Source organism: Bacillus sp. cl95 (genome assembly GCF_900115925.1).
GTDB lineage: Bacteria > Bacillota > Bacilli > Bacillales > Cytobacillaceae > Neobacillus_A.
Map to the genome: position 1 here is coordinate 592,294 of NZ_FOYF01000001.1, position 20,442 is coordinate 612,735.

Annotated in this window: 21 protein-coding genes; 8 read left to right on the top strand and 13 right to left on the bottom strand. The window is 36.6% G+C overall.

Annotated features, from left to right (window positions below; all coding sequences use genetic code 11):
* Positions 1–249 precede the first annotated feature (249 nt).
* The 4 genes from BMZ31_RS19990 (at position 250) to BMZ31_RS02995 (ending at position 3,106) form a co-directional block, all read left to right on the top strand.
* Positions 250–501, top strand: a complete 252-nt coding sequence (locus BMZ31_RS19990) for a hypothetical protein (protein ID WP_139205906.1) — start codon at positions 250–252, stop codon at positions 499–501.
* 125 nt (positions 502–626) lie between these two features.
* Entirely contained in the window at positions 627–1,259 is a 633-nt protein-coding gene (locus BMZ31_RS02985) for a PadR family transcriptional regulator (protein WP_090830236.1), read from the top strand.
* A complete protein-coding gene (locus tag BMZ31_RS02990; protein WP_090830237.1) occupies positions 1,240–2,517 on the top strand; it encodes an MFS transporter in 1,278 nt (425 codons plus the stop codon). Before BMZ31_RS02985 ends, BMZ31_RS02990 begins: the two co-directional genes overlap by 20 nt.
* A 118-nt stretch (positions 2,518–2,635) precedes the next feature.
* Positions 2,636–3,106 carry a YkyB family protein gene (locus BMZ31_RS02995; RefSeq protein WP_090830238.1) on the top strand — a complete coding sequence of 157 codons (471 nt, stop codon included), beginning with the start codon at positions 2,636–2,638 and terminating at the stop codon, positions 3,104–3,106.
* A gap of 83 nt (positions 3,107–3,189) precedes the next feature.
* On the opposite strand, the gene BMZ31_RS03000 is transcribed toward BMZ31_RS02995, so the two are convergent.
* The 5 genes from BMZ31_RS03000 to corA all read right to left on the bottom strand — a co-directional run bounded on the left by BMZ31_RS03000 (position 3,190) and on the right by corA (position 7,732).
* Positions 3,190–4,095, bottom strand: coding sequence for a chemotaxis protein (locus tag BMZ31_RS03000; protein ID WP_090830239.1), 906 nt, complete (start codon positions 4,093–4,095; stop codon positions 3,190–3,192).
* Positions 4,096–4,198: 103 nt separating this feature from the next.
* Positions 4,199–5,524, bottom strand: a complete 1,326-nt coding sequence (locus BMZ31_RS03005; RefSeq protein ID WP_090830240.1) for an MFS transporter — start codon at positions 5,522–5,524, stop codon at positions 4,199–4,201.
* 110 nt (positions 5,525–5,634) lie between these two features.
* Entirely contained in the window at positions 5,635–6,066 is a 432-nt protein-coding gene (locus BMZ31_RS03010) for a DinB family protein (protein WP_217644035.1), read from the bottom strand.
* A gap of 50 nt (positions 6,067–6,116) precedes the next feature.
* Positions 6,117–6,635, bottom strand: coding sequence for an RDD family protein (locus BMZ31_RS03015; RefSeq protein WP_090830242.1), 519 nt, complete (start codon positions 6,633–6,635; stop codon positions 6,117–6,119).
* Positions 6,636–6,736: 101 nt separating this feature from the next.
* Positions 6,737–7,732 carry a magnesium/cobalt transporter CorA gene (gene corA, locus BMZ31_RS03020; RefSeq protein WP_090830243.1) on the bottom strand — a complete coding sequence of 332 codons (996 nt, stop codon included), beginning with the start codon at positions 7,730–7,732 and terminating at the stop codon, positions 6,737–6,739.
* 191 nt (positions 7,733–7,923) lie between these two features.
* On the opposite strand from corA, the gene BMZ31_RS03025 reads away from it, so the two are divergent.
* A complete protein-coding gene (locus tag BMZ31_RS03025; protein WP_090830244.1) occupies positions 7,924–9,075 on the top strand; it encodes an aminotransferase A in 1,152 nt (383 codons plus the stop codon).
* 51 nt (positions 9,076–9,126) lie between these two features.
* On the opposite strand, the gene BMZ31_RS03030 is transcribed toward BMZ31_RS03025, so the two are convergent.
* The 5 genes from BMZ31_RS03030 to BMZ31_RS03050 form a co-directional block, all read right to left on the bottom strand.
* Entirely contained in the window at positions 9,127–9,999 is an 873-nt protein-coding gene (locus BMZ31_RS03030; protein ID WP_090830671.1) for an NAD(P)-dependent oxidoreductase, read from the bottom strand.
* A gap of 174 nt (positions 10,000–10,173) precedes the next feature.
* Complete coding sequence (locus BMZ31_RS03035; RefSeq protein ID WP_090830245.1) at positions 10,174–10,647, bottom strand: hypothetical protein; 474 nt, start codon at positions 10,645–10,647, stop codon at positions 10,174–10,176.
* Between the two features lie 324 nt (positions 10,648–10,971).
* A complete protein-coding gene (ptsP, locus tag BMZ31_RS03040; RefSeq protein ID WP_090830246.1) occupies positions 10,972–12,690 on the bottom strand; it encodes a phosphoenolpyruvate--protein phosphotransferase in 1,719 nt (572 codons plus the stop codon).
* Entirely contained in the window at positions 12,690–12,956 is a 267-nt protein-coding gene (locus tag BMZ31_RS03045) for a phosphocarrier protein HPr (protein WP_090830247.1), read from the bottom strand. The genes ptsP and BMZ31_RS03045 overlap by 1 nt, the downstream gene beginning before the upstream one ends.
* 490 nt (positions 12,957–13,446) lie before the next feature.
* Entirely contained in the window at positions 13,447–14,655 is a 1,209-nt protein-coding gene (locus tag BMZ31_RS03050; RefSeq protein WP_090830248.1) for an MFS transporter, read from the bottom strand.
* A gap of 245 nt (positions 14,656–14,900) precedes the next feature.
* Between BMZ31_RS03050 and BMZ31_RS03055 the strand changes: the two genes are divergently transcribed.
* On the top strand, positions 14,901–15,089 hold the full coding sequence (locus tag BMZ31_RS03055; RefSeq protein ID WP_090830249.1) for a YkvS family protein: 189 nt from the start codon (positions 14,901–14,903) through the stop codon (positions 15,087–15,089).
* Positions 15,090–15,148: 59 nt separating this feature from the next.
* Here the strand turns inward: BMZ31_RS03055 and BMZ31_RS03060 are convergent, their stop codons facing one another.
* Together BMZ31_RS03060 and BMZ31_RS20635 are read right to left on the bottom strand one after the other, a co-directional pair.
* Complete coding sequence (locus BMZ31_RS03060; protein WP_090830250.1) at positions 15,149–15,808, bottom strand: oxidoreductase; 660 nt, start codon at positions 15,806–15,808, stop codon at positions 15,149–15,151.
* An 87-nt stretch (positions 15,809–15,895) separates the two neighbouring features.
* Entirely contained in the window at positions 15,896–16,018 is a 123-nt protein-coding gene (locus BMZ31_RS20635; RefSeq protein WP_254778555.1) for a DUF6254 family protein, read from the bottom strand.
* A gap of 220 nt (positions 16,019–16,238) precedes the next feature.
* Between BMZ31_RS20635 and BMZ31_RS03065 the strand changes: the two genes are divergently transcribed.
* Positions 16,239–16,907, top strand: coding sequence for a hypothetical protein (locus BMZ31_RS03065; protein ID WP_090830251.1), 669 nt, complete (start codon positions 16,239–16,241; stop codon positions 16,905–16,907).
* Between the two features lie 57 nt (positions 16,908–16,964).
* Here the strand turns inward: BMZ31_RS03065 and BMZ31_RS03070 are convergent, their stop codons facing one another.
* Positions 16,965–18,008, bottom strand: a complete 1,044-nt coding sequence (locus BMZ31_RS03070) for a YkvI family membrane protein (RefSeq protein ID WP_090830252.1) — start codon at positions 18,006–18,008, stop codon at positions 16,965–16,967.
* 203 nt (positions 18,009–18,211) lie between these two features.
* On the opposite strand from BMZ31_RS03070, the gene BMZ31_RS03075 reads away from it, so the two are divergent.
* A complete protein-coding gene (locus BMZ31_RS03075) occupies positions 18,212–20,362 on the top strand; it encodes an ATP-dependent Clp protease ATP-binding subunit (RefSeq protein ID WP_090830253.1) in 2,151 nt (716 codons plus the stop codon).
* The last annotated feature ends 80 nt before the right edge of the window (positions 20,363–20,442 follow it).

The window sequence follows — 20,442 nt, forward strand, 5'->3', positions numbered from 1 at the left end:
CTAAAATCCTATTTCAAAAGTATATAAAGACAGGAAAAAACGAATGGATATATGCTCCTATCATACTATAAATGATAGCAATTCAGTTAATTATATTTTGAGTCATACTTGTTTCCCAACTTGATTCCAAATGTTAATCCATTTAAGTGTACAGGCGCAATCCGTCCCATATGACCATACATTATGAATAGAAAGTAAATTTGCATAAGTTGTTATGAGTACATCATAAGATGAAGAGGAGTTTTCATAATGAATAACTATTATTACCGTGGTTATCAACCATATCGAGATAGTCGTTTTATAGGATTTGGACTTTGGCCATTTGTAGCAGGTATAGGTCTCGGTTCACTTCTAGTTACACCATTCTTATTCAACAGACCATACCCTTGCCCATATCCTGGATGCCAATATCCATATCCACCTTACCCTGCGGCCTACCCGCCTCCACAACCCTTTCCACCATATCCACCTGGACCTGGATATCCAATGCGAATTAGATAAGATCAATCCTGTTTAAAGCAGATCGAAACCGATCTGCTTTTTTATTTTACACTCCCCATTGTTTTCCATATAAATCCATATTATAATAATCGATATATCATTTCGATACATCAAGGAGAGATATTATGTCTGCAGATCATGCCATATTAGCTGTAATAAGTTCGATGCCTAGTTCAGGATACGATATTAAGAATGAATTTGAACATAAGGCTGCGAGCCTTTATTGGGGAATGAGTTACGGAAGCATTTATCCTAAGCTCAAGAAGCTTGAAGAAGAAGGATTCATTCAAGCTTTTGAAAATGAAATTTCAGGTCGTAAGAAAACTCTATACGAGTTAACTGCAAAGGGGTGGTCTGAACTAGAAAACTGGTTAAACGCAACTCCTGCCTATCCTGCGCGAAAAGACGAATTATTTATGAAAATGGCCGCATGGCATAGTGAAATGGACAATCGTATATTCATTAAGCATTTACAAAAAAGAAAGTTTGAAAGTGAAGATATACTCGCTTTTATTAGTCAATGGCCTAGCAATGGAACATCTTACATTAGTGGACTCGGGATGCTAGGCATTTCTTATTCTAAAACAATCCTTGAAGCGGAGATAAAATGGATCGACGAAACCATTCAAACACTGCTTTCTAATAACCTTCCCGCTTCGCAAGATCCAAATGGCTTAGAAGAGAAAATTGTTCAGCGAAGAAAGAAAGCACTAAATAATGAATTGGGTGGTAATGCTGATGAAACTATCGATGTTTAGACCATTAAGAATCAAAGGATATCGATCCTTGTTTGGCGCTCAACTTTTTTCAGACCTAGGTAACTGGCTTGATATGATTGCTTTACAAGTGATTGTAGCGTTTCATTGGGGATTAGGGGAAACAGCCGTTGCTACCCTCATCATAGTACTAGGAATCCCCTGGGTTGTAATCGGTCCATTTGCTAGTGTATTTATTGATAAGCTACCGAAAAAAACTGTAATGTTAACATGCCTAGTTTTAAGAATCACCTGCGTGATAGGGCTTTTTTTTGCATCCAATTTCCTCGTCTTACTCGTTTTTGTTTTTATTAAATCAACTGTTGCTGCTTTGTATGATCCAGCAAGACAAAGTGTCATCCGAATGACTGTTCCAAAAGAACTACTCCCTGAAGCTGTTACGTTAAGTCAGCTTTCCATGAATACTATGAAAATTATTGGTCCAGCGCTCGGGGCAGCATTAATTGCTATTATAGGAGTCAGAAGTCCTTTTATTTTTGAAGCCATCGGATTTGCTATATCCATTTTATTTCTATTAACCCTTCCTTCTTTAAAGCCACCTGTCTCAGACGATGAATCAGAGCAAAATAACACTCAAGAACAAGTAAAAACATCTTATTGGAAAGATCTTTCTATTGGGATTAGACATATCTTCTCCGTCCCTCCATTAAAAATATCGATCCTTATCTCTTCCATCGCTTTCTTCATTATTTTTTTGTATGATGGACTATTTATTTTTGTAGCCAAAGATCTTGGTTTTAGTCATAACAATTATGGCTACTTAGTTAGTGCTGTTGGTCTCGGCAGTGTCATTGGTGCTCTATTTCTTGGAAACTGGACAAATTGGCAAGCGAAGCCGATTTCTTTTATGGCCATATCATCTGTCTTGAGTGGAACATTAATTATTTCAGTTGGCCTAGGAGCAATGGGCATATTGAATTTAGAACAGTGGGTATGGTTTTTTGGTGCTTTGCTGTTAGGGATAATGGGTTCGGGAGAAGCTGTTCCATATGGCTATATACTCCAGTCTGAAACCCCTGAAATTATGATGGCCCGTGTTTCCTCTGCGGCAAATTCTATTCAGACTTTTTCCATGTTAATCGCTCCAGCAGCAGGCGCATTACTGGCAGATTTGATTGGAGTTTCCTTTGTGATGGTAGGAGCAGGGGCCGCAACTGTCTTGTTTGGTACATCTGTCTTGATCAGTTTTGCAAGAAGAATGCCAAGTGGTAGGAGCAAATCAAATTCAGCCCAAATATAGGGAATGTAGAGGGAAGATTACTTCTTCCCTTTTTCTATGGTTGGCTTCTTCTTTTCAAAAGGGGGTAAAACAAGTTATAATGGACATGCTTTTAATAAAATGAAAGGAGAACCCCCACTTGAAAGATAATAGGAACCCCCTTCCCCGTCTTGAGCTAACCGTAGATCACCTCTCACAAGCTATCTATACAGTTAACAGACATGCCAAAACCGCTCCAAATCCAAAATATTTATATAAGTTAAAACAGGAATCATTAAAAAAACTAATAGCTGAGGGTAAAGCACGGAAAATAGGTCTACACTTCTCCCTTAATCCAAAACATAGCCAACAACAATCCGATGTGCTTGTGGAATGTGGACAATACAGTTTTCATATTCCACCATCAAAAAATGATTTTACTGAGTTGCCGCACTTAGGAAAGTTGGATGAAAACCGAAGAAACCCTAAATCCTTTTTATCATTACAAAACGCAAGAATATTACTTCAGAATTATACAGGCTTAAAAGAAGAAGTTGAAAAGTCATCTTTTAGTGGACGTCAAAGGCATTATCAAAAGCCCGTATTCAAAAAACTTGGTGAGAGATATTAAAATTATGTACTTATAAAAAACGCAAACACCTGAACACAGGCGTTTGCGTTTTTTATAACAAGCTATCGTTTAATAAAACATTCCTATAGGATATATTTATCAATCAAGAGGACTAATTCGGCAATTTCTGGCTTACTGACTTGATCCTCTGCTCCGACCATTTGACCTTTATGGCGAAGATCTTCTGTAATCAAAGATGAAAATATAATGACTGGAAGCTTTGATAGCATAGTATTCTCTTTCACTCGTTTTGTAAAATGATGTCCGTCCATTTGAGGCATTTCAATATCCGTGATAATTAATTGAACTTCCTCTGTAACATCTTTTCCTGAAGCAACGATACTTTCAAGGTAACTTAATGCGTCAAGACCATTTTCAAAAAATTCAATTGACTGAAACCCTGCTTCAGATAAAGTATCAAACAATAATTTACGAAGAAGAGGTGAATCTTCCGAAACGACTAACTTTTTGTTTGACCTGTCACGCTTACCAAGTTTCTTCACCTGTTGTATGTTGATTCCTGTATCCGGATTTATTTCAACGACAATTTTCTCGAAATCAAGCAAAAGAATCATTTCACCCTGAAGCTTCACCACACCAATAATTTGACTTTCAATACCTTGGTACATATCGGATGGTTTTTCGATTTCATTCCATGAAATACGATGTATTTGAGTAACAGTATGAACGTGAAAGACAATCTTTTGTTTATTGAATTCAGCGACAATGAACTTATCTTGTTCAGGTTCTTCAGATGGAGGAAAACCAAGTGCTGTCGCTACGTTCACAACAGGTAGGACTTCCCCTCTTAACTCAATGATTCCCTCTACATTCCGATGTGCATGTGGAATCTGCGTAATGGGAACGGGATTAATGATTTCTCTAACTTTAATGACATTTATCCCAAATTTATTTTTACCAATCCCGAATTCGACTAGTTCTAGTTCATTTGTTCCGCTCTCGAGTAGGATTCCTTTTTTATTATCCACTTAACAAATCGTCCTTCCCTACAAAGTAACTTTTAATAAATATTAATATACCTATATTATCGACCGTTACTTATGACAATGAAGTACTTTTTAAAAATAACAATCAATTATCATTTTCAACAGGCAATTTGACTTTAAAGTGGATGAAAAGACCAATAACAGTTAATACAATAAGCGATGACAATGCGAGCCTGCTAGCAATATTACCGTAGTCCGCAAATATAAGGGTAATCGTACCGTATAGCAATGGTCCTACGATCGAAGAAACCTTCCCAGAAAAAGCGAATAACCCAAAAAATTGCCCTCGCTTGTTTTCTGGAGTTAACTCAACAATAAATGTCCTTGTTGTCACCCACATCGATCCTAACGCTACCCCAAACATACTTCCAGCAAGCCAGAACATAGATTCATTAACGGCTAAAGCAGCAATGATTAAGGCCACAAGAAGTAATATCCCTACATAACTTATTGCGTTCTTAGACCCCTTTGCCTTGGCAATATAACCAAAAATAAAGGAACCAATGATGCTTGAGACAGTCGAAACCAGATATAGCAATATAAACTTTCCAGTAGTAAAACCGACGATCGTTTTGGCATAAACGGCCATCATGGCAATGGTAGTTGCAAGGGCATCGTTTAGGAAGAAATACGCAATCATAAATGTAAAAATCGCTTGATGTTGTTTCATATCTTTAAAAGTAGAAATGATTTCTTTGTATCCCGATAGAAAGGTCTCTTTCTTCTTAATTGGTAATGGTTTGTCTTTTACAAACCAAAAGAGTGGTAATGAAAATAACAGAAATAAGATTCCTGTAGGAAGAAAAGCTTCATGAAAACCTTCATTCCCTACAAAAGGATAAACCGTTAATCCAACAAGAGTACCAATGTATCCGACAGCTACTCCAAAGCCGGAAATAAGAGGCATTGTCTCTTTAGTGGCAAGATCTGAAATAGTAGCATCATAGAATATAAGGCTAGAATGGTAAAAGAATTTCGCGAAAATAAAAAGGATTACCACTACGGAAAGCGTAATCGGAAGACCAAACCATTTTCCTGAATACGATTGACCTGCAACTATTCCCATCATCATTGTACAAATTGCTGATATGATAGTGAAAACGACAATGAATTTTTTCTTTTGTCCCGTTCTGTCAATCAAAACACCAAACAAGGGAGAAAACAGTACGAGAAAGAAACTTGCTACCGCATTGGAGTACGACACAAAGGTACTGGCAATTTGATTCAGGACTTCATTCTCACCTATTACTTCCTGAAGATAAAAAGGGAAAAATATGGTGTTAATGTTTGATGAAAATATGGTGTTGGCAAAGTCATATAAGGCCCAAGAAATGATAGGCAATGAAAAATATAATCGCCAAATATTCAACTTCGATTCTTTTGCGACTTGGTGCTTGCTTATAGGTTCCATCGGATTCTCCTCTTATTTTATTTTCTATATATTTCAACTATATGACTGAGAATCCCTTTAAATTTAGGCAATAAGAAAAATCCTTACACTTGATGCAAGGATTTTTCTTATTATTCCGGTTTAAGAAGCTTATTTATTTGTTCTTGATGATGTAAATCATGACTCATAAAATCCTTAAAGAACTCCCCAATCGTAATCGGATGACCGCCAATCTTGAAAGAAATATCCAACTCTTCCTCTTTCAACCCTTTCAAATAGGTTTGATATTGGTTTCTTTCTGCAATAATTTCATTAATTAACGATTCTTTAGAAACTCCATTATGCGCGTATTCTTGGGCTGTTTGATTGTATTCTTGAAAGTCTGGGTACCCTGTAATTAAAGAGCCTTCTTTAAAGTTAGGGATCTTTTCCGCAATGCAATGTCTATCCCAAAACAATAGGTGGGAAACGATGGCAGCTACAGACCATTTTCCTTCTGATATAGGCATAAACCAAGAAGAATCATCTAAATTCTTTAAGCCCAGTAACCAATTAGAATACATATCATGATGTTTCTGAAAATCAACCACCTTCATCATACTTCCCCCAAATGCTATTTATCTTTAATTACAATCGTACCCGCTATCATATCGTGTAGTGATTGCTTTTTAGCTGTGAATGCAGCCATAATATAACCAATCATAAATATAGCTGACAAAAAGACCATTGCTATGTATCGTCCCAGCCCTCTCCAGAAAGAAATACGCTGACCATTCATGTCTGTCACTTTAAGGCCTAGTAATTTTTTCCCTATCGTCCCTTGCCATTTTGAAGCATGCATTCCAGCGTAATATGCAATAGTTATGATGAAATTTAGCAATACAGCAAGCAAATATCCACCCAACAGTTTCATTGCTTGATTATCTGTCATCGTGGATTCCATATATTCAGGATCTGCTAGCATAGCATCAAGGACACCTGAAGACCCGAGGAAAGCAAATAAAATGACAAATGTAAGAATCATCAAAGGGATACCTAGAATGATTGAGTCTAAAAGGTATGCTCCAAAGCGAATCCAAAAACCACCGTACTCTTTTGTTTCAGGATCATTTTTTTCTAAATGTAAGTCCACAATTTCCTCCCCTTTTATTTTACAAATGAGTAAAAATATTGAAAATTACATTTATTATATCATCAAACTTTTAATAATAGATGAAATTTTTGCATCTTTCCTTAACGTAAATGGATATGCCTACTCTTCTTCTTTGGTTGTTTCCCAAAACGAAACCAACCTTTCGCTTGAAACATGATGAACATAGTAATCGCAATCAATAACATTATTATTAAAATAAAGAAATATCCGTACTTCCACTCCAATTCTGGCATATATGTAAAGTTCATCCCGTAAACACCCGCAATAAAAGTAAGTGGCATGAAGATGGTTGTAATTACCGTCAATGTCATCATGATGGAATTCATTCGATTTGAATTGACCGATAGATAGCTGTCGCGTATATCTGATGAAAATTCACGATAGGATTCAATCATCTCCACAATTTTCAATAAATGATCATGGACATCATTAAAGTATACTTTTCTGTCCTTTAGGAAACTTAGCCTCTCAGATTGAACGATTCTGTATAGCAAGTCTCTCATTGGAATAACAGACCTTCTCATTCTTGATAAATCAGTACGTAGATCGAACAATTGCTCCATCAAATCATTCATCGATTCATCTTTAGAGTTATCCTCAATTCTATTCAATTCTTCTTCTATTAAATAGACTGAAGGAAAATAGTCATCGACAACTTTATCAATAATGGCATGCATGATAGAGAATGGTCCTTCTTGCATTTGTTTATCATTTTTCAATCGATCCCACATTTGTTCGACTTCAATCAATTCCTTTTTATGAAAAGTAACAACGAATTTTTCGCTCACAAAAATGTCCACTTCTTCAGCCATTATTGCTTTTTCATTAACCGCATGTATGACAAGAAATAGATATTCTTCATAAAAATCAAGCTTTGGTCTTTGACTGAATTCATCGATACAATCTTCAATGGATAGGGGATGAAAATCAAAATGACTGGCTAGCAATCTCTGTTCATCAACTGTTGGTACTGAAAAATCAACCCAGAACCATTTGACATCATTATTCTTTGTTTCTTCTAATGTGAGATCATTTACGACCTCACCACTCCCTTTTAATGCACAAATTTTTATCATTTGACACCCTTCATTTCTTTACTTTGATAAAATAGATGAACCTGCTCATTACATTATTCCCTTCTAAACATCTTAAGTAACTTCTTATCATGATGCAAACGAAATAAAAGATAAGTTATACATGTAGGGTTTTCCTTCACAAAGTTCATGATAAAATAATAACAACATAAATCGGAAGGATGTTAGAAAAATTGGAACACTTCATTAATCAAAAAGTCCAAGACCTAGAAATCTCAGGAATTCGTAAATTCTTTAATTTAGTCGCAGGTACTAAAGATATGATCAGCCTTACAATTGGACAACCTGATTTCCCTACTCCGCTCCATGTAAAGGAAGCAGCGAAAAATGCTATAGACATGGATTTCACCAGCTATACACACAATGCAGGAATGATCGAATTGAGACAGGCCGCTGTTAAATTTTTGGAGACCAAATACAGGATTACATATAAAGCTGAAACCGAGGTTATCATTACAACTGGAGCTAGTGAGGCTATTGATGTCACTTTCAGATCTATTTTAACGGAAGGTGATGAAGTATTATTGCCTGGACCTGTTTATCCTGGCTACGAGCCGATCATACGCATGTGTGGAGCTAAGCCCGTTTATGTGGATGTAAGGAAAAACGGTTTTAGATTTACAGTGGACTTGATGAAACGGTCTATTACCAGTAAGACGAGATGTATTGTACTACCTTACCCCTCGAACCCTACTGGGGTAAGTCTTACATCCGAGGAATTGGAAGAAATTGCAGACTATTTAAAGGATAAGGATATTTTTGTTTTGGCCGATGAAATTTATAGCGAAATCGTTTTTGACAATGCTCATACTTCTATTGCTGAATACCTTAAAGAAAAGACCATTGTCATCAATGGATTGTCAAAATCACATTCAATGACTGGGTGGAGAATCGGATTGTTGTTTGCCCCTGAGAACATCCTTCAACATATATTGAAAGTGCATCAATACAATGTGACATGCGCAAACTCCATTGCACAGGCAGCTGCTTTAGAAGCATTAACTGTTGGCATAGATGACGCACTCCCAATGAGGAATGAATATCTGCAAAGAAGAGACTATGTATATGAACGTTTAGTTGGAATGAACTTGGAAGTAGTAAAGCCTGATGGTGCCTTCTATTTCTTTGTAAAGATACCTGCAAAGATGAAAGCTAATTCTTTCGACTTCGCCCTCCAGCTAGTGAAAGAGGCAAAAGTGGCTGTCGTCCCAGGTAACGCGTTTTCTCCATTAGGAGAAGGTTATTTTAGATTATCTTTTGCTTATTCATTGGACTCATTAAGAGAAGGATTGGATAGACTGGAGAAGTTCCTGCAATCGAAGTAGCATAGGAAAAGCCCTCATTTAATGAGGGCTTCTTTTTATGTTGTTAAAGGTTTAATTATTGTCATTCCAATATTTATATAATGCTTGGGTACCGCTGTTCTCTTCTCCTCTTTCGGAAAGTAAAGCATAGAGGGAATGAGCAAGAGAAAGACCGGGAACATCCATATTCATTTTTTCTGCTTCATCAAGCGCAATTTTCATATCTTTTAAGAAATGCTTTATAAAGAAACCTGGCTCAAAATTCTCAGCCAACATTCTTGGAGCCAGATTAGATAGAGACCAGCTACCTGCAGCTCCTGTTGAAATGCTTTTCAGGACATTCTCAGGATTGAGGCCCGCCTTTTCTGCATAAACAATTGCCTCGCACACACCGAGCATATTCGATGCAATCGCTATTTGATTACACATTTTTGTATGCTGGCCAGAACCGGCTTTACCTTGATATACAATGTTCGTGCCCAAAACATCTAAAAGAGGCTTGATATCATTAAATGTAACATCGTCTCCCCCGACCATAATCGCAAGACGCGCTTCTTTCGCACCAATATCACCACCTGAGACTGGAGCATCAAATGCATACATACCTTTCCTCTCGGCTTCCTCAGCTATTTTTACTGCAAGGGATGGAGTAGAAGTAGTCATATCGATTAGGTAAGCACCCTCTTTACCATTTGCAAGGATCCCTTCATCACCAAAATAGATTTCTTCAACATCTGATGGATAACCAACGATAGTAAAAATCACGTCTGCCTTTTTAGCCACGTCTTTTGGTGAATCTGCCCATTTCGCCCCTAGCGATAACAATTCTTTCGCTTTATCTTTCGTACGATTATATACAATGACTGTATAATTAGCTTTCAATAAATGACTTGCCATGCTTTTCCCCATTACACCTGTTCCTATAAATCCAATTACTTTCTTCATATTCAATCTGATCTTCCTCTCCGTTTTTCATTAATACTCTAATTTTATCATGATTTCGTATCATGTCTTTGTAAAATGAGAAAAGCCAGGGAAAGAATTTTCCCTGGCCGAGTGCTTAATCTCCAATTTATGCACTTCAATATATTCCCCAAAGTTGCAGTAAATTAAACCTGATTATAATTCAGATGAGAAATTAGTTAAATAAGCTTTTCCTAGAACTTCTTGATCATCATAGACTTCAATAGAAACAGCATTGTCCTCTTCAATTAGCTTTCTAATTTCATCAATATGTAGATCCAAGTTTAATGGGATGGGTTCCATTAAAATAAATTTTTCGCCTTCATTGTCTGCCTCAAGCGATTGCCCATTCCTTACCTGTTCTTCTCCATAAACAATTTCTTCTTTCCCAATAGCTTTTCTTAACTTTTCATCATGTATAGTTACCTTTACCTTATATGGTTGTCTTTCTTCAAGAACCTCATTATTGATTCTAAACCTAAACTGAAGTTCATTGTTTTTGGTCAATAATGCATCTGCATATCGATTGATAATCAGTTCTTGTGCAGTTGGAAAACCACATGCGTTAAGTAAAAATGCAAGGCAAATGATAAATCCGAGCAGTTTTTGCTTCTTAAAATGTTTGACCACTGAAATCCCTCCTTATGCATACCATTTCCTAAAACAAAAGGTGATAAACATAAAAAAGAGAATGCATGTTTCAAAGTTATAAGTGGTTTAATTTGTTAAAGTTACTTAGTTTGATAAAGCACTATTAACTTATCAATAAGCTTCGTTTGTTTGCTTTCCGTTCATCGTGTGTGTAAATGCAACATTTATCAAATAAAAAAACCGACTACTCATGCAGTCGGCAAAAAAGGGGGAAAATGAGAATGTGCAGCTTACTATGGTTATCCCAAAGTGTGCTTACTCATTTATACCCAAGAAATGAATGGTAAAACCTTCATTTTATTTTTATTTAGTATTAGTTGCTTTACGTACAGCCTCAATTGCTTCTTCTGTCGTTTTCATTTGAAGTACGGCATTTGCCAACTCTTCCATGTCAGACTTTTTAAGGTTACGTATTTGTGAACGCGCCTTTAGGATGGAAGTAGCACTCATGGAGAATTCGTCTAAGCCAAGACCAAGCAATAACGGAATTGCTGTTTCATCTCCTGCCATTTCTCCACACATGCCTGTCCATTTCCCTTCAGCATGAGATGCATCGATAACCATCTTAACCAAGCGTAAAATCGCAGGATTATACGGTTGATATAGATATGAAACGCGCTCATTCATACGATCGGCTGCCATTGTATATTGAATTAAGTCATTTGTTCCAATACTGAAGAAATCCACTTCTTTAGCAAATTGATCCGCTAGAATAGCAGTTGACGGAATTTCAACCATTATTCCAAGCTCAATGCTATTAGAAACATTCACACCCTCTGAAAGAAGCTTTTGCTTTTCTTCTTCAAGAATCGCCTTTGCCGATCTAAACTCGTCGAGTGTAGCAATCATAGGGAACATTATCTTTAGATCACCAAAACTGCTTGCACGAAGTAATGCACGCAATTGAGTACGGAAAATTCCTTGTTCATCAAGGCACAAACGAATTGCTCTAAAACCTAAGAATGGATTAAGTTCTTTGGGCAAGTGCAGGTATGGAAGTTCCTTATCTCCACCAATATCTAGTGTCCTTACAACAACAGGTTTCCCTGCCATTCCTTCAAGAACAGCTTTATATGATTCAAATTGCTCTTCTTCAGTTGGAAGCTGGTCTCTTCCCATATATAAAAATTCAGTTCGATAAAGCCCTACACCTTCACCGCCATTTTCAATAACACCCTTTAAATCTTTAGGGGTACCAATGTTAGCAGCAAGTTCTACGTGATGACCATCCGCCGATACTGATTTCTCATTTACTAGTTTTGCCCATTCTGCTTTTTGCTCTTCATACTCAGCGTTGATTTTCTTATATTGTTCAACTGCTTCAGGAGTAGGATTAATATGTACTTCTCCTTTTAGCCCATCAACAATTACCAAATCACCGTTCTGAATTTGTTCAGTTGCAGATTTTGTTCCAACTACTGCAGGAATCTCCATTGAACGAGCCATGATAGCTGAATGAGATGTGCGGCCTCCAATGTCCGTTGTGAATCCTTTTACATACTGACGATTTAATTGTGCTGTATCTGATGGAGTCAAATCCTCCGCGACGATGATTACCTCTTCTTGAATCATACTAGGATTGACTAAATCAACACCTAATAAATGCGCTAAGACTCTTTTCGTAACATCACGAATATCAGCTGCACGCTCTTTCATATATTCGTTATCCATTTGCTCAAACATCATCACGAACATGTCAGCTGTTTCTTTTAGTGCTACTTCAGCATTGATTTTTTCAGTCTTGATCTTATCAACGATAGGTCCAACTAATTCTGGATCACTTAGAACAAGCAAATGAGCTTCAAAAATAGCCGCCTTGTCAGCACCTAATTCAACTTTTGCGCGGTCACGGATAACCGAAAGTTCAGACTTTGATTTTTCTAATGCTGCTGTGAAGCGTTCAGTTTCACTGTCTACGTCATCGATTGTCTTTTTATCAAATGTGAGGTTGGGCTCAATCAAACGATAAGCTTTTGCGATCGCAATCCCGTTTGATGCAGCAATTCCTTGTAAGAAAGTCATTACTCAGCAAGACCTTCTTTGTTAAGAGTTTCTTCAAGGCTTCTTAATGCTTCTTCAGCATCGTTACCTTCGGCAGTAATCTTAATTTCAGCACCTTGACCTACACCAAGTGACATAACGCCCATGATGGATTTCAAGTTTACTTTCTTTTCTTTATATTCTAAGTGAATCTCAGAGTCGAATTTACTTGCTGCTTGTACAAGGATTGTAGCTGGTCTTGCATGAATACCTGTTTCTGCTGTTACTTTGAATTGTTTTTCTGCCATGCTTAATCAAACTCCTTTGAATATGAGATATTATATAGATTGATGCTACCCTCATTAAATACAATTTAACCATTTTCGTCAACTAAACCGTTAATTGACTAAAAATTAAGATTTGAAAGCGCTATAATTCGAAATCAATCTATATTATTTACGTTAAATGTGTCGAAAATGTGTGCGAAATCATTTATTTGGATTAGTTAAATTGCACTACTAATCTCAACTGTTATTCCCCCGCATTTTAAAAAAACAAAACAAACCTAAATGTTAACACAACCTTTGCTGGAGAGTATAAATAAGGCAATGCTCTTTTCGAGTAGTTCCTGTACCAAGATTTCATGAAAAATTGTAAAAAGAAGCCTTTTTATTTGTGTGTGAGAGAGCAACAAAGTTTAAGAAACGAGCCTAATACAAAAAGAAAAAGTGAAACGAATAATGTTCATTTCACTTTCTCCTTTTTTATAATGTTTGTCGAAATTTCCGAGGAAATATGTTAATTTGCTTTTTTGATGGCAAGATCTTGTATATAGGAAACCGGTTTCGATAATTGCTTTAACGTTAATATTAATGCCAAAAGCAAAGAAAAACCTCCGAAACATAAAACCATGTACTTGAAGCCAATGGTATCCAGGAATAATCCCGTTGAAAGGAGTACGATTTGAAATAACACCCTGTCCGTCATGTTGCGGAAAGAAAAAAAGCGTCCGTGAACTTCTTTGGCGATCTTCTTTTGAAAAAGTGTTGCTGATAATGGAAAGAATGCACCAGCTGCAAAACCAAACAATCCAAAAGAAAGGATCGATAGTATTTTGATATCAGCAAAATACAGGGAAATATGTGCCAAAGCAATAAGCATCGCACTGGCTAACAAAAAGACAACAACGTTTTTCCCCCTTGAAATCCTTCTAATAACAAAAGTGCTGAGCATCAGAGCTATTCCTTCAGTGGTGTACAAGAGTCCTTTGATCCCAGGATCACCTTGCATCTCACTTATTTCCAATACCATAAGGTTAAAGCTACCAATAAACGAAACAGGTATCAGCATAAGCAAAAGTCCCGTCAGTATGGCTGGTTGTTCCGTTATGACTGGCCAAAGTTCCCTAAAGCTCGATTTTTCCTTTATATTAGTCTCTTTCTTTTCCTCATCTTTTATTTTTAATGCAAGTGTACATAAAAAAATAATTACATAAGATAGTAAAGTAGCTAAATAAATAAAAAAGAGGCTGAAATAGACAGCTAATAGTCCTCCTAGTGCGGTTCCCAATATTCGCGCTATCGTAGCAATGTTCATATGAACACCGTTCAATACCAGCAATTGCTCTTCTTTTACTATAAGGGGTATAGCTGCCTGAAGGGCAGGAAAGTAAAAAGCTGCAGAAACACTGATGCCCAGCATATATAGAACCATCCATAATACATTTTGCTGACCAATTGCAAAAAACATTGCGAACACAGCTATGATTCTTAATATATTCGAATATGCCAATACTTTTTTCTTAGAAGACTGGTCAATTACCCTCCCAGCAAAAGGACCGAAAAGGACACCAACAAATAATCCTGCAAACAGTATCAATGATTTCATGAAATCCGATGGGACTTGTTGCTGCAAAAATTCCAAATTCCCAATTATCCCTATCCACATGCCAAGTCCGGCGATAAACTCACCTGTCATTAGAATCCAAACATTTTTGTTTTTAAGCATAATTTCACCTCCGTATGATTATTTCGAGTTACTAAGAATCATATAAAAATGGACTCCCATTGTCTAGAAGAAAATGTAAGTTTCTCTCATTTTATTGATTAATTCTTTGAAAACGGTATCAAATTTGTGAAAATTAAATTTTTTTATGATTCTTACACTAAAATACCTTTACGAATTGGTTAATTTAGTGCAAACTGTTAAGTAATAATATGGATATCAGTTGGAAGGTAAAGGAGAGAACCTATTTGAAGAAAGCAGAAGTAGGCAACGTCATAGAATTCCGAGATGGATTGCAAGGGGTTGTAGAGAAGGTAAATGAAAACTCTGTAATCGTCGACCTTACTTACATGGATAATTACCGCGATATGGAATTAGATCAGAGAACAGTGGTAAACCATAAGAATTATAAAGTATTAAAAGAAACCGCATATTAATATATCATTCTATCAAAATAATAATCTAGAGATAAAAGGCAGCTCTTAATAGCTGCCTTTTATCTCTTTGTGATGTTCTTTATTTGCTCAGACTCATATATATGTATCCCTTTATCCGCTTTTAAGGCTATTCTCTTCATTGCTATTGCAACAGTCTCTGCCTCAATAGGACCGTATTTTCTCAAAAAGGCTAATCTTACATTCGAAATTGGCTTGAACAACCATTCTGCCATTTTTTCTCCAAACCGGAATTCCTCTCTTTTTCCCAGTAACAAAGAAGGACGGAAAATATGAAGTCCGTTCATATTTAATTTCTTTAATTCTTCTTCCACTTTACCTTTCACTCTGTTATAGAAAATTCTTGATGTTGGATTTGCTCCCATTGCAGAGATGATAAGATATTGGTCTGCGTTTCCAGCCTTCGCTAACTGTGCAGCTTTCAATGGATATTCATAATCCACCTTAGTAAAGGCTCCTTGTGAACCTGCCTTTTTAATCGTTGTTCCTAGACAACAATACACATCATTAACTTGAAATTCACTGTGGAAATGATCTAACTTGTCTAAATTTAGTAATATTTGAGTCAATTTTGGATGTTTATTAACTTCTTTCCTACCTAAATAAGTTACCTTCTCATACTTATCATCTTTTAGAAGCTGTTCTAAAAGTTTTCCTCCAACCAACCCATTTGCACCTAAAACTAATGCGCTTCTTCCCATCTATTTCCCCTCTCCCTCAAGCACACATTCCAAAACCATAAAGAGCTGCACAAAACAGGCAGCTCTTAAATGATACCATGCTTATTCTCACAGGTCAGTTTTAGTTTGATTTTGGGACAATTCCTTAAAGGATTTTACTTTACCATGTGGATTTTGATCCTGCTTTCTCACTGTCCATTCGCGTTCTTTTTCACTCTTTGATTTTGACAAATTACTCCCCCCTTTCATTTATTATGCTAACCAAATTATTCACGATTATGTTTTTAGAGGGACCTTCCCCCTATAAAAAAGAAGAAGATTCCCCTGTTTTATTTCCACTAAACCCCAAAATTAAAGGTCTTCATCATCATTTTGTACACAATGTAACCATTTTCGATCATTTTCGTCTAATATAGTAGGAAAGGATTGTAAAATTTCAGGAGGTAATTTCATGAAGAACATTTTTAAATTAATGGTCCTCACTTCAATGCTTACGCTATTCTTAGCTGGTTGTGGATCTAATGAAGAAAAGGCCAATCAAACCAATGGTAGTGGAAATACTGGGAACGAAGAGAAGCAAAGCGAAGAAAACAACGACAACGAGAAAGCAGACGATAAACAAGAAAAAGTACCAGAAGGCGATGTTGTTAGGATATTAGAACAAAACTTAACTTATACTGTGAATGGAGAACAAAAGGAAGATACAGCGTTCTTAAAATATAATGACCAGCAAAACTACTCCATGTATGTTCTTCCTGAGTATGAATTAACTTCGGAGGAACCGGGTAAAGAAATCTTATTTTTCAAGACCGATGACTCTGTATTCATGAGAATTGAATTGCTACCGGCTGAAACGGAATGGACTACAGTTAAAGATACGACGAAGAGTCAATTACAAGCTGTCAGCAGCGAGGTTACAACGCCAGCCCTTCCAGATGACGATTTCTTTAAAGATGCTACCGTAATGGAAACATCAACTGAAAGTGAAACAGTAACTGCTTACCTCATCGATCATGGGGATATGAAAATGAAATTAACTTTATTCTCGAAAAAAGACGCTGACCACCGTTCACCGTTTATTGAAATGGCAAAAACAATCTTAAAAGGTAAAAGCGAATAATACGTTATCTAAAAAAACAATTTGATAAAACAAGAAATAGACTCGGGATTTCCGAGTCTATTTCTTGTTTAACAATGGCTTTTTCCACAATAGGAAGAGGAACAAAAGACTCGCATATCCGAAAATAGGATAAAGGACAGACAGCAATGTGCCGTAGTCAATCAAACTTATGAAATAAGCCACGATAAATATCGTAGAAACAATATAAAGCGTTCGTGCTTTTACGTAATTTCGTATTTGGCGCTCCAATCCGAAAACATTTCCGATTACGGATGTAAATATTTCCCCATAAATAATAAGTACGAATATCCAATAAAGGCCTGCTGATAAGCTTTTCATGATGATAGCCATTGGAATTTCGTAAGCTTGTAAATTAGGAAGCATGATAAGCGTTATATGACTTGAAATCATAATCATTGTTAATGCTGCTCCACCTAGAATCCCACCCCATTTAATAACCCAGTCGTCTTTAATTTCTGAAGCAATGGGTACCAATACGGCTTGGGCAAGAGCAAGATTTAATGCCGTATAGGAAAATGGTGATAAGAATACTTTCCATCTGTCATCAACTTCAGGACTGAAAAGAAAAGCCCCTGTAAAACCTGGCATATTCAATGAAAGTGTCATCAGCATAAAACTAAATGTAATCATCATAGGAACAACAAATGTATTGACTGCAAACAGAGCTTTCGTACCAATCAGCATGACAACCATAGACATTGCAATCGTAATTATGACACCAATTGTTTTTGAGGAACCCAATTGTTCTTCAAATACCGCGCCTGCACCTGATAACATAACTGAACTGACACCCAGTAGCATGATTAGCATAAGAATGTTGACTGCTGTCCCTGTCCATTTTCCAAACAAATATTGATTAAATTCCTGATATGATTTTGCATTTATTTGGGCGGCCATTCTCATTAGCTTAGAACCTAAAAAAATAAGAAGATATCCGCTCATTAATATACTAAAAAAGCCTAATAACCCAAATCGGGAAAAAAACTCGACGATTTCTTTTCCAGTTGCAAATCCTGCTCCAACCACTGTTCCTACATATACTGCGGCGATTTGCATGGCCGCTCCCCATCTCGTTTTCACATCATCCCTCCTCCTAAAAAATATATGAAAGAAAAGACAAACAAAGACGAGCTTTCATAAATTAAGAAAAATAATAATTCCAAAATCCACCACAAACAAAAATATTGAAAGTCAAAAAAGGTCAAAGTATAATATGGTTACAAAGGTCAAATAAGGTCAAACAAATCCTTATTTGCAATTTCATATAACAGGAGGTTTTTATTATGCTTTGCCAAATGTGTAAAGAAAACCACGCCAACATTAATGTAACAATTCGATTGAATAATCAACAACAAAACTTACAACTCTGCCAAGCTTGTTATCATAAAGAAAAAAAAGCCTTAGGGTCTGCCTTCAGCCCCACTGCTCACAACATGGCTCATTTTCCATTTTTCCAAGATTTCTTCGGTCAACCTGAAAATTCAACATCTAATCAGCCTAACTCTAAACAAAATTATGAAGAGTCAGGTAATAATGGCTTCATTGATCAGATAGGACGAAATCTTACAAACTTAGCAAAGGCAGGTCTAATAGACCCTGTCATTGGCCGTGATGAAGAAATTTCACGTGTAATAGAAGTTCTTAATAGAAGAAATAAGAATAACCCTGTGCTAATTGGAGAACCAGGGGTAGGTAAAACAGCCATTGCAGAAGGGCTCGCACTGAAAATTGCGGAGGGAGACGTCCCCTATAAATTGCTGAATAAACAAGTTTACTTATTGGATGTGGCATCGCTCGTCGCCAACACTGGAATTAGAGGTCAATTTGAAGAAAGAATGAAAAAACTCATTAGCGAATTGCAGGAGCGTAAGAATATCATCCTATTCATTGATGAAATCCACTTATTAGTTGGGGCTGGGTCTGCAGAAGGCTCCATGGATGCCGCAAATATTCTGAAACCCGCACTTGCACGTGGAGAACTCCAGGTAGTAGGTGCTACAACTTTAAAAGAATACAGACAAATTGAAAAGGACTCAGCCCTAGAGCGAAGATTTCAGCCTATCCACGTTCATGAACCAGCACTTGACAAGGCAATTGAAATCATCAAGGGTATACAATCTAAATATGAAGACTTTCACGGTGTGAAATATTCAAAAGAGTCAATAGAAGCTTGCGTAAATCTCTCCCATCGATACATTCAAGATCGCTTCCTTCCTGACAAAGCAATTGACTTACTCGATGAAGCTGGCTCAAAACTAAATTTAGTCACAAAAGTTAGAAATACAGATCAACTAGAAGCAAGACTAAAAGCAATTTCAATTAAAAAAGAAACAGCCCTTAAAAAGGAAAATTACGAGGAAGCAGCATCATTAAGGGACGAAGAAACCCGGATTGAAAAAGAATTAAATGAGCAAAATGAAAATAACGCTCCGATTGTAGAATTAGCACATATCCAACATTTAATTGAACAAAAGACTGGTATTCCTGTAGGTAAGCTTCAAGAGAATGAGCAAAATAAGATTAAGAATCTCGAAGAATACATGAAACAAAAGGTCATCGGACAGGACAATGCCGTTCAAAAGGTGGCGAAGGCAATCCGTAGAGCAAGAGCTGGATTAAAATCTAAGAAACGTCCAATTGGTTCATTCCTATTTGTAGGACCTACTGGTGTCGGTAAAACAGAATTAACTAAGGCTCTTGCCGAAGAACTATTTGGTTCAAAAGACGCCATGATCCGCTTAGATATGAGCGAATATATGGAAAAACACAGTGTATCAAAATTAATTGGCTCACCCCCAGGATATGTGGGTCATGAAGAGGCAGGACAGCTTACCGAGAAAGTTCGTAGAAATCCTTATAGCATCATATTACTTGATGAAATAGAAAAGGCTCATCCAGATGTACAACATATTTTCCTGCAGATTCTCGAAGATGGTAGACTTACCGACAGCCAAGGAAGAACGGTCATCTTCAAAGATTCGGTCCTTATTATGACAAGTAATGCAGGTGTTGGACACAAAACAATTCAAGTGGGCTTTGATAAAACACCTTCTGAAGGTAACGCAAGTGTACTTGATAGTCTTGGAGCTTTCTTCAAACCAGAATTCTTAAATCGTTTTGACAGCATCATTGAATTCAATACATTAGAGAAAGATGATTTGATTAACATTGTGGAAATAATGCTTCAAGAACTCAAGGACAATCTTAAAGACCAAAATATCACTCTGACAGTCGACCAAGAAGTAAAAGAAAAGTTGGCACAACTTGGACATCATCCAGCATTTGGGGCACGTCCATTGAGAAGAGTAATCCAGGAACAATTAGAAGATAAAATTACTGATTTCATTATTGATGAGCACGAATGCAAGGATTTAAAAGCCACTCTTGTTAACGAAGAGATTTGTATACTTGCATCAGAGGTAGTTCATAATTAGTAAAACTGCAATTCTTAGCGGGAGTGACTCACTTCCGCTTTTTCTTTATCAAAATGTTAAATACATGCATAAAATCCCAT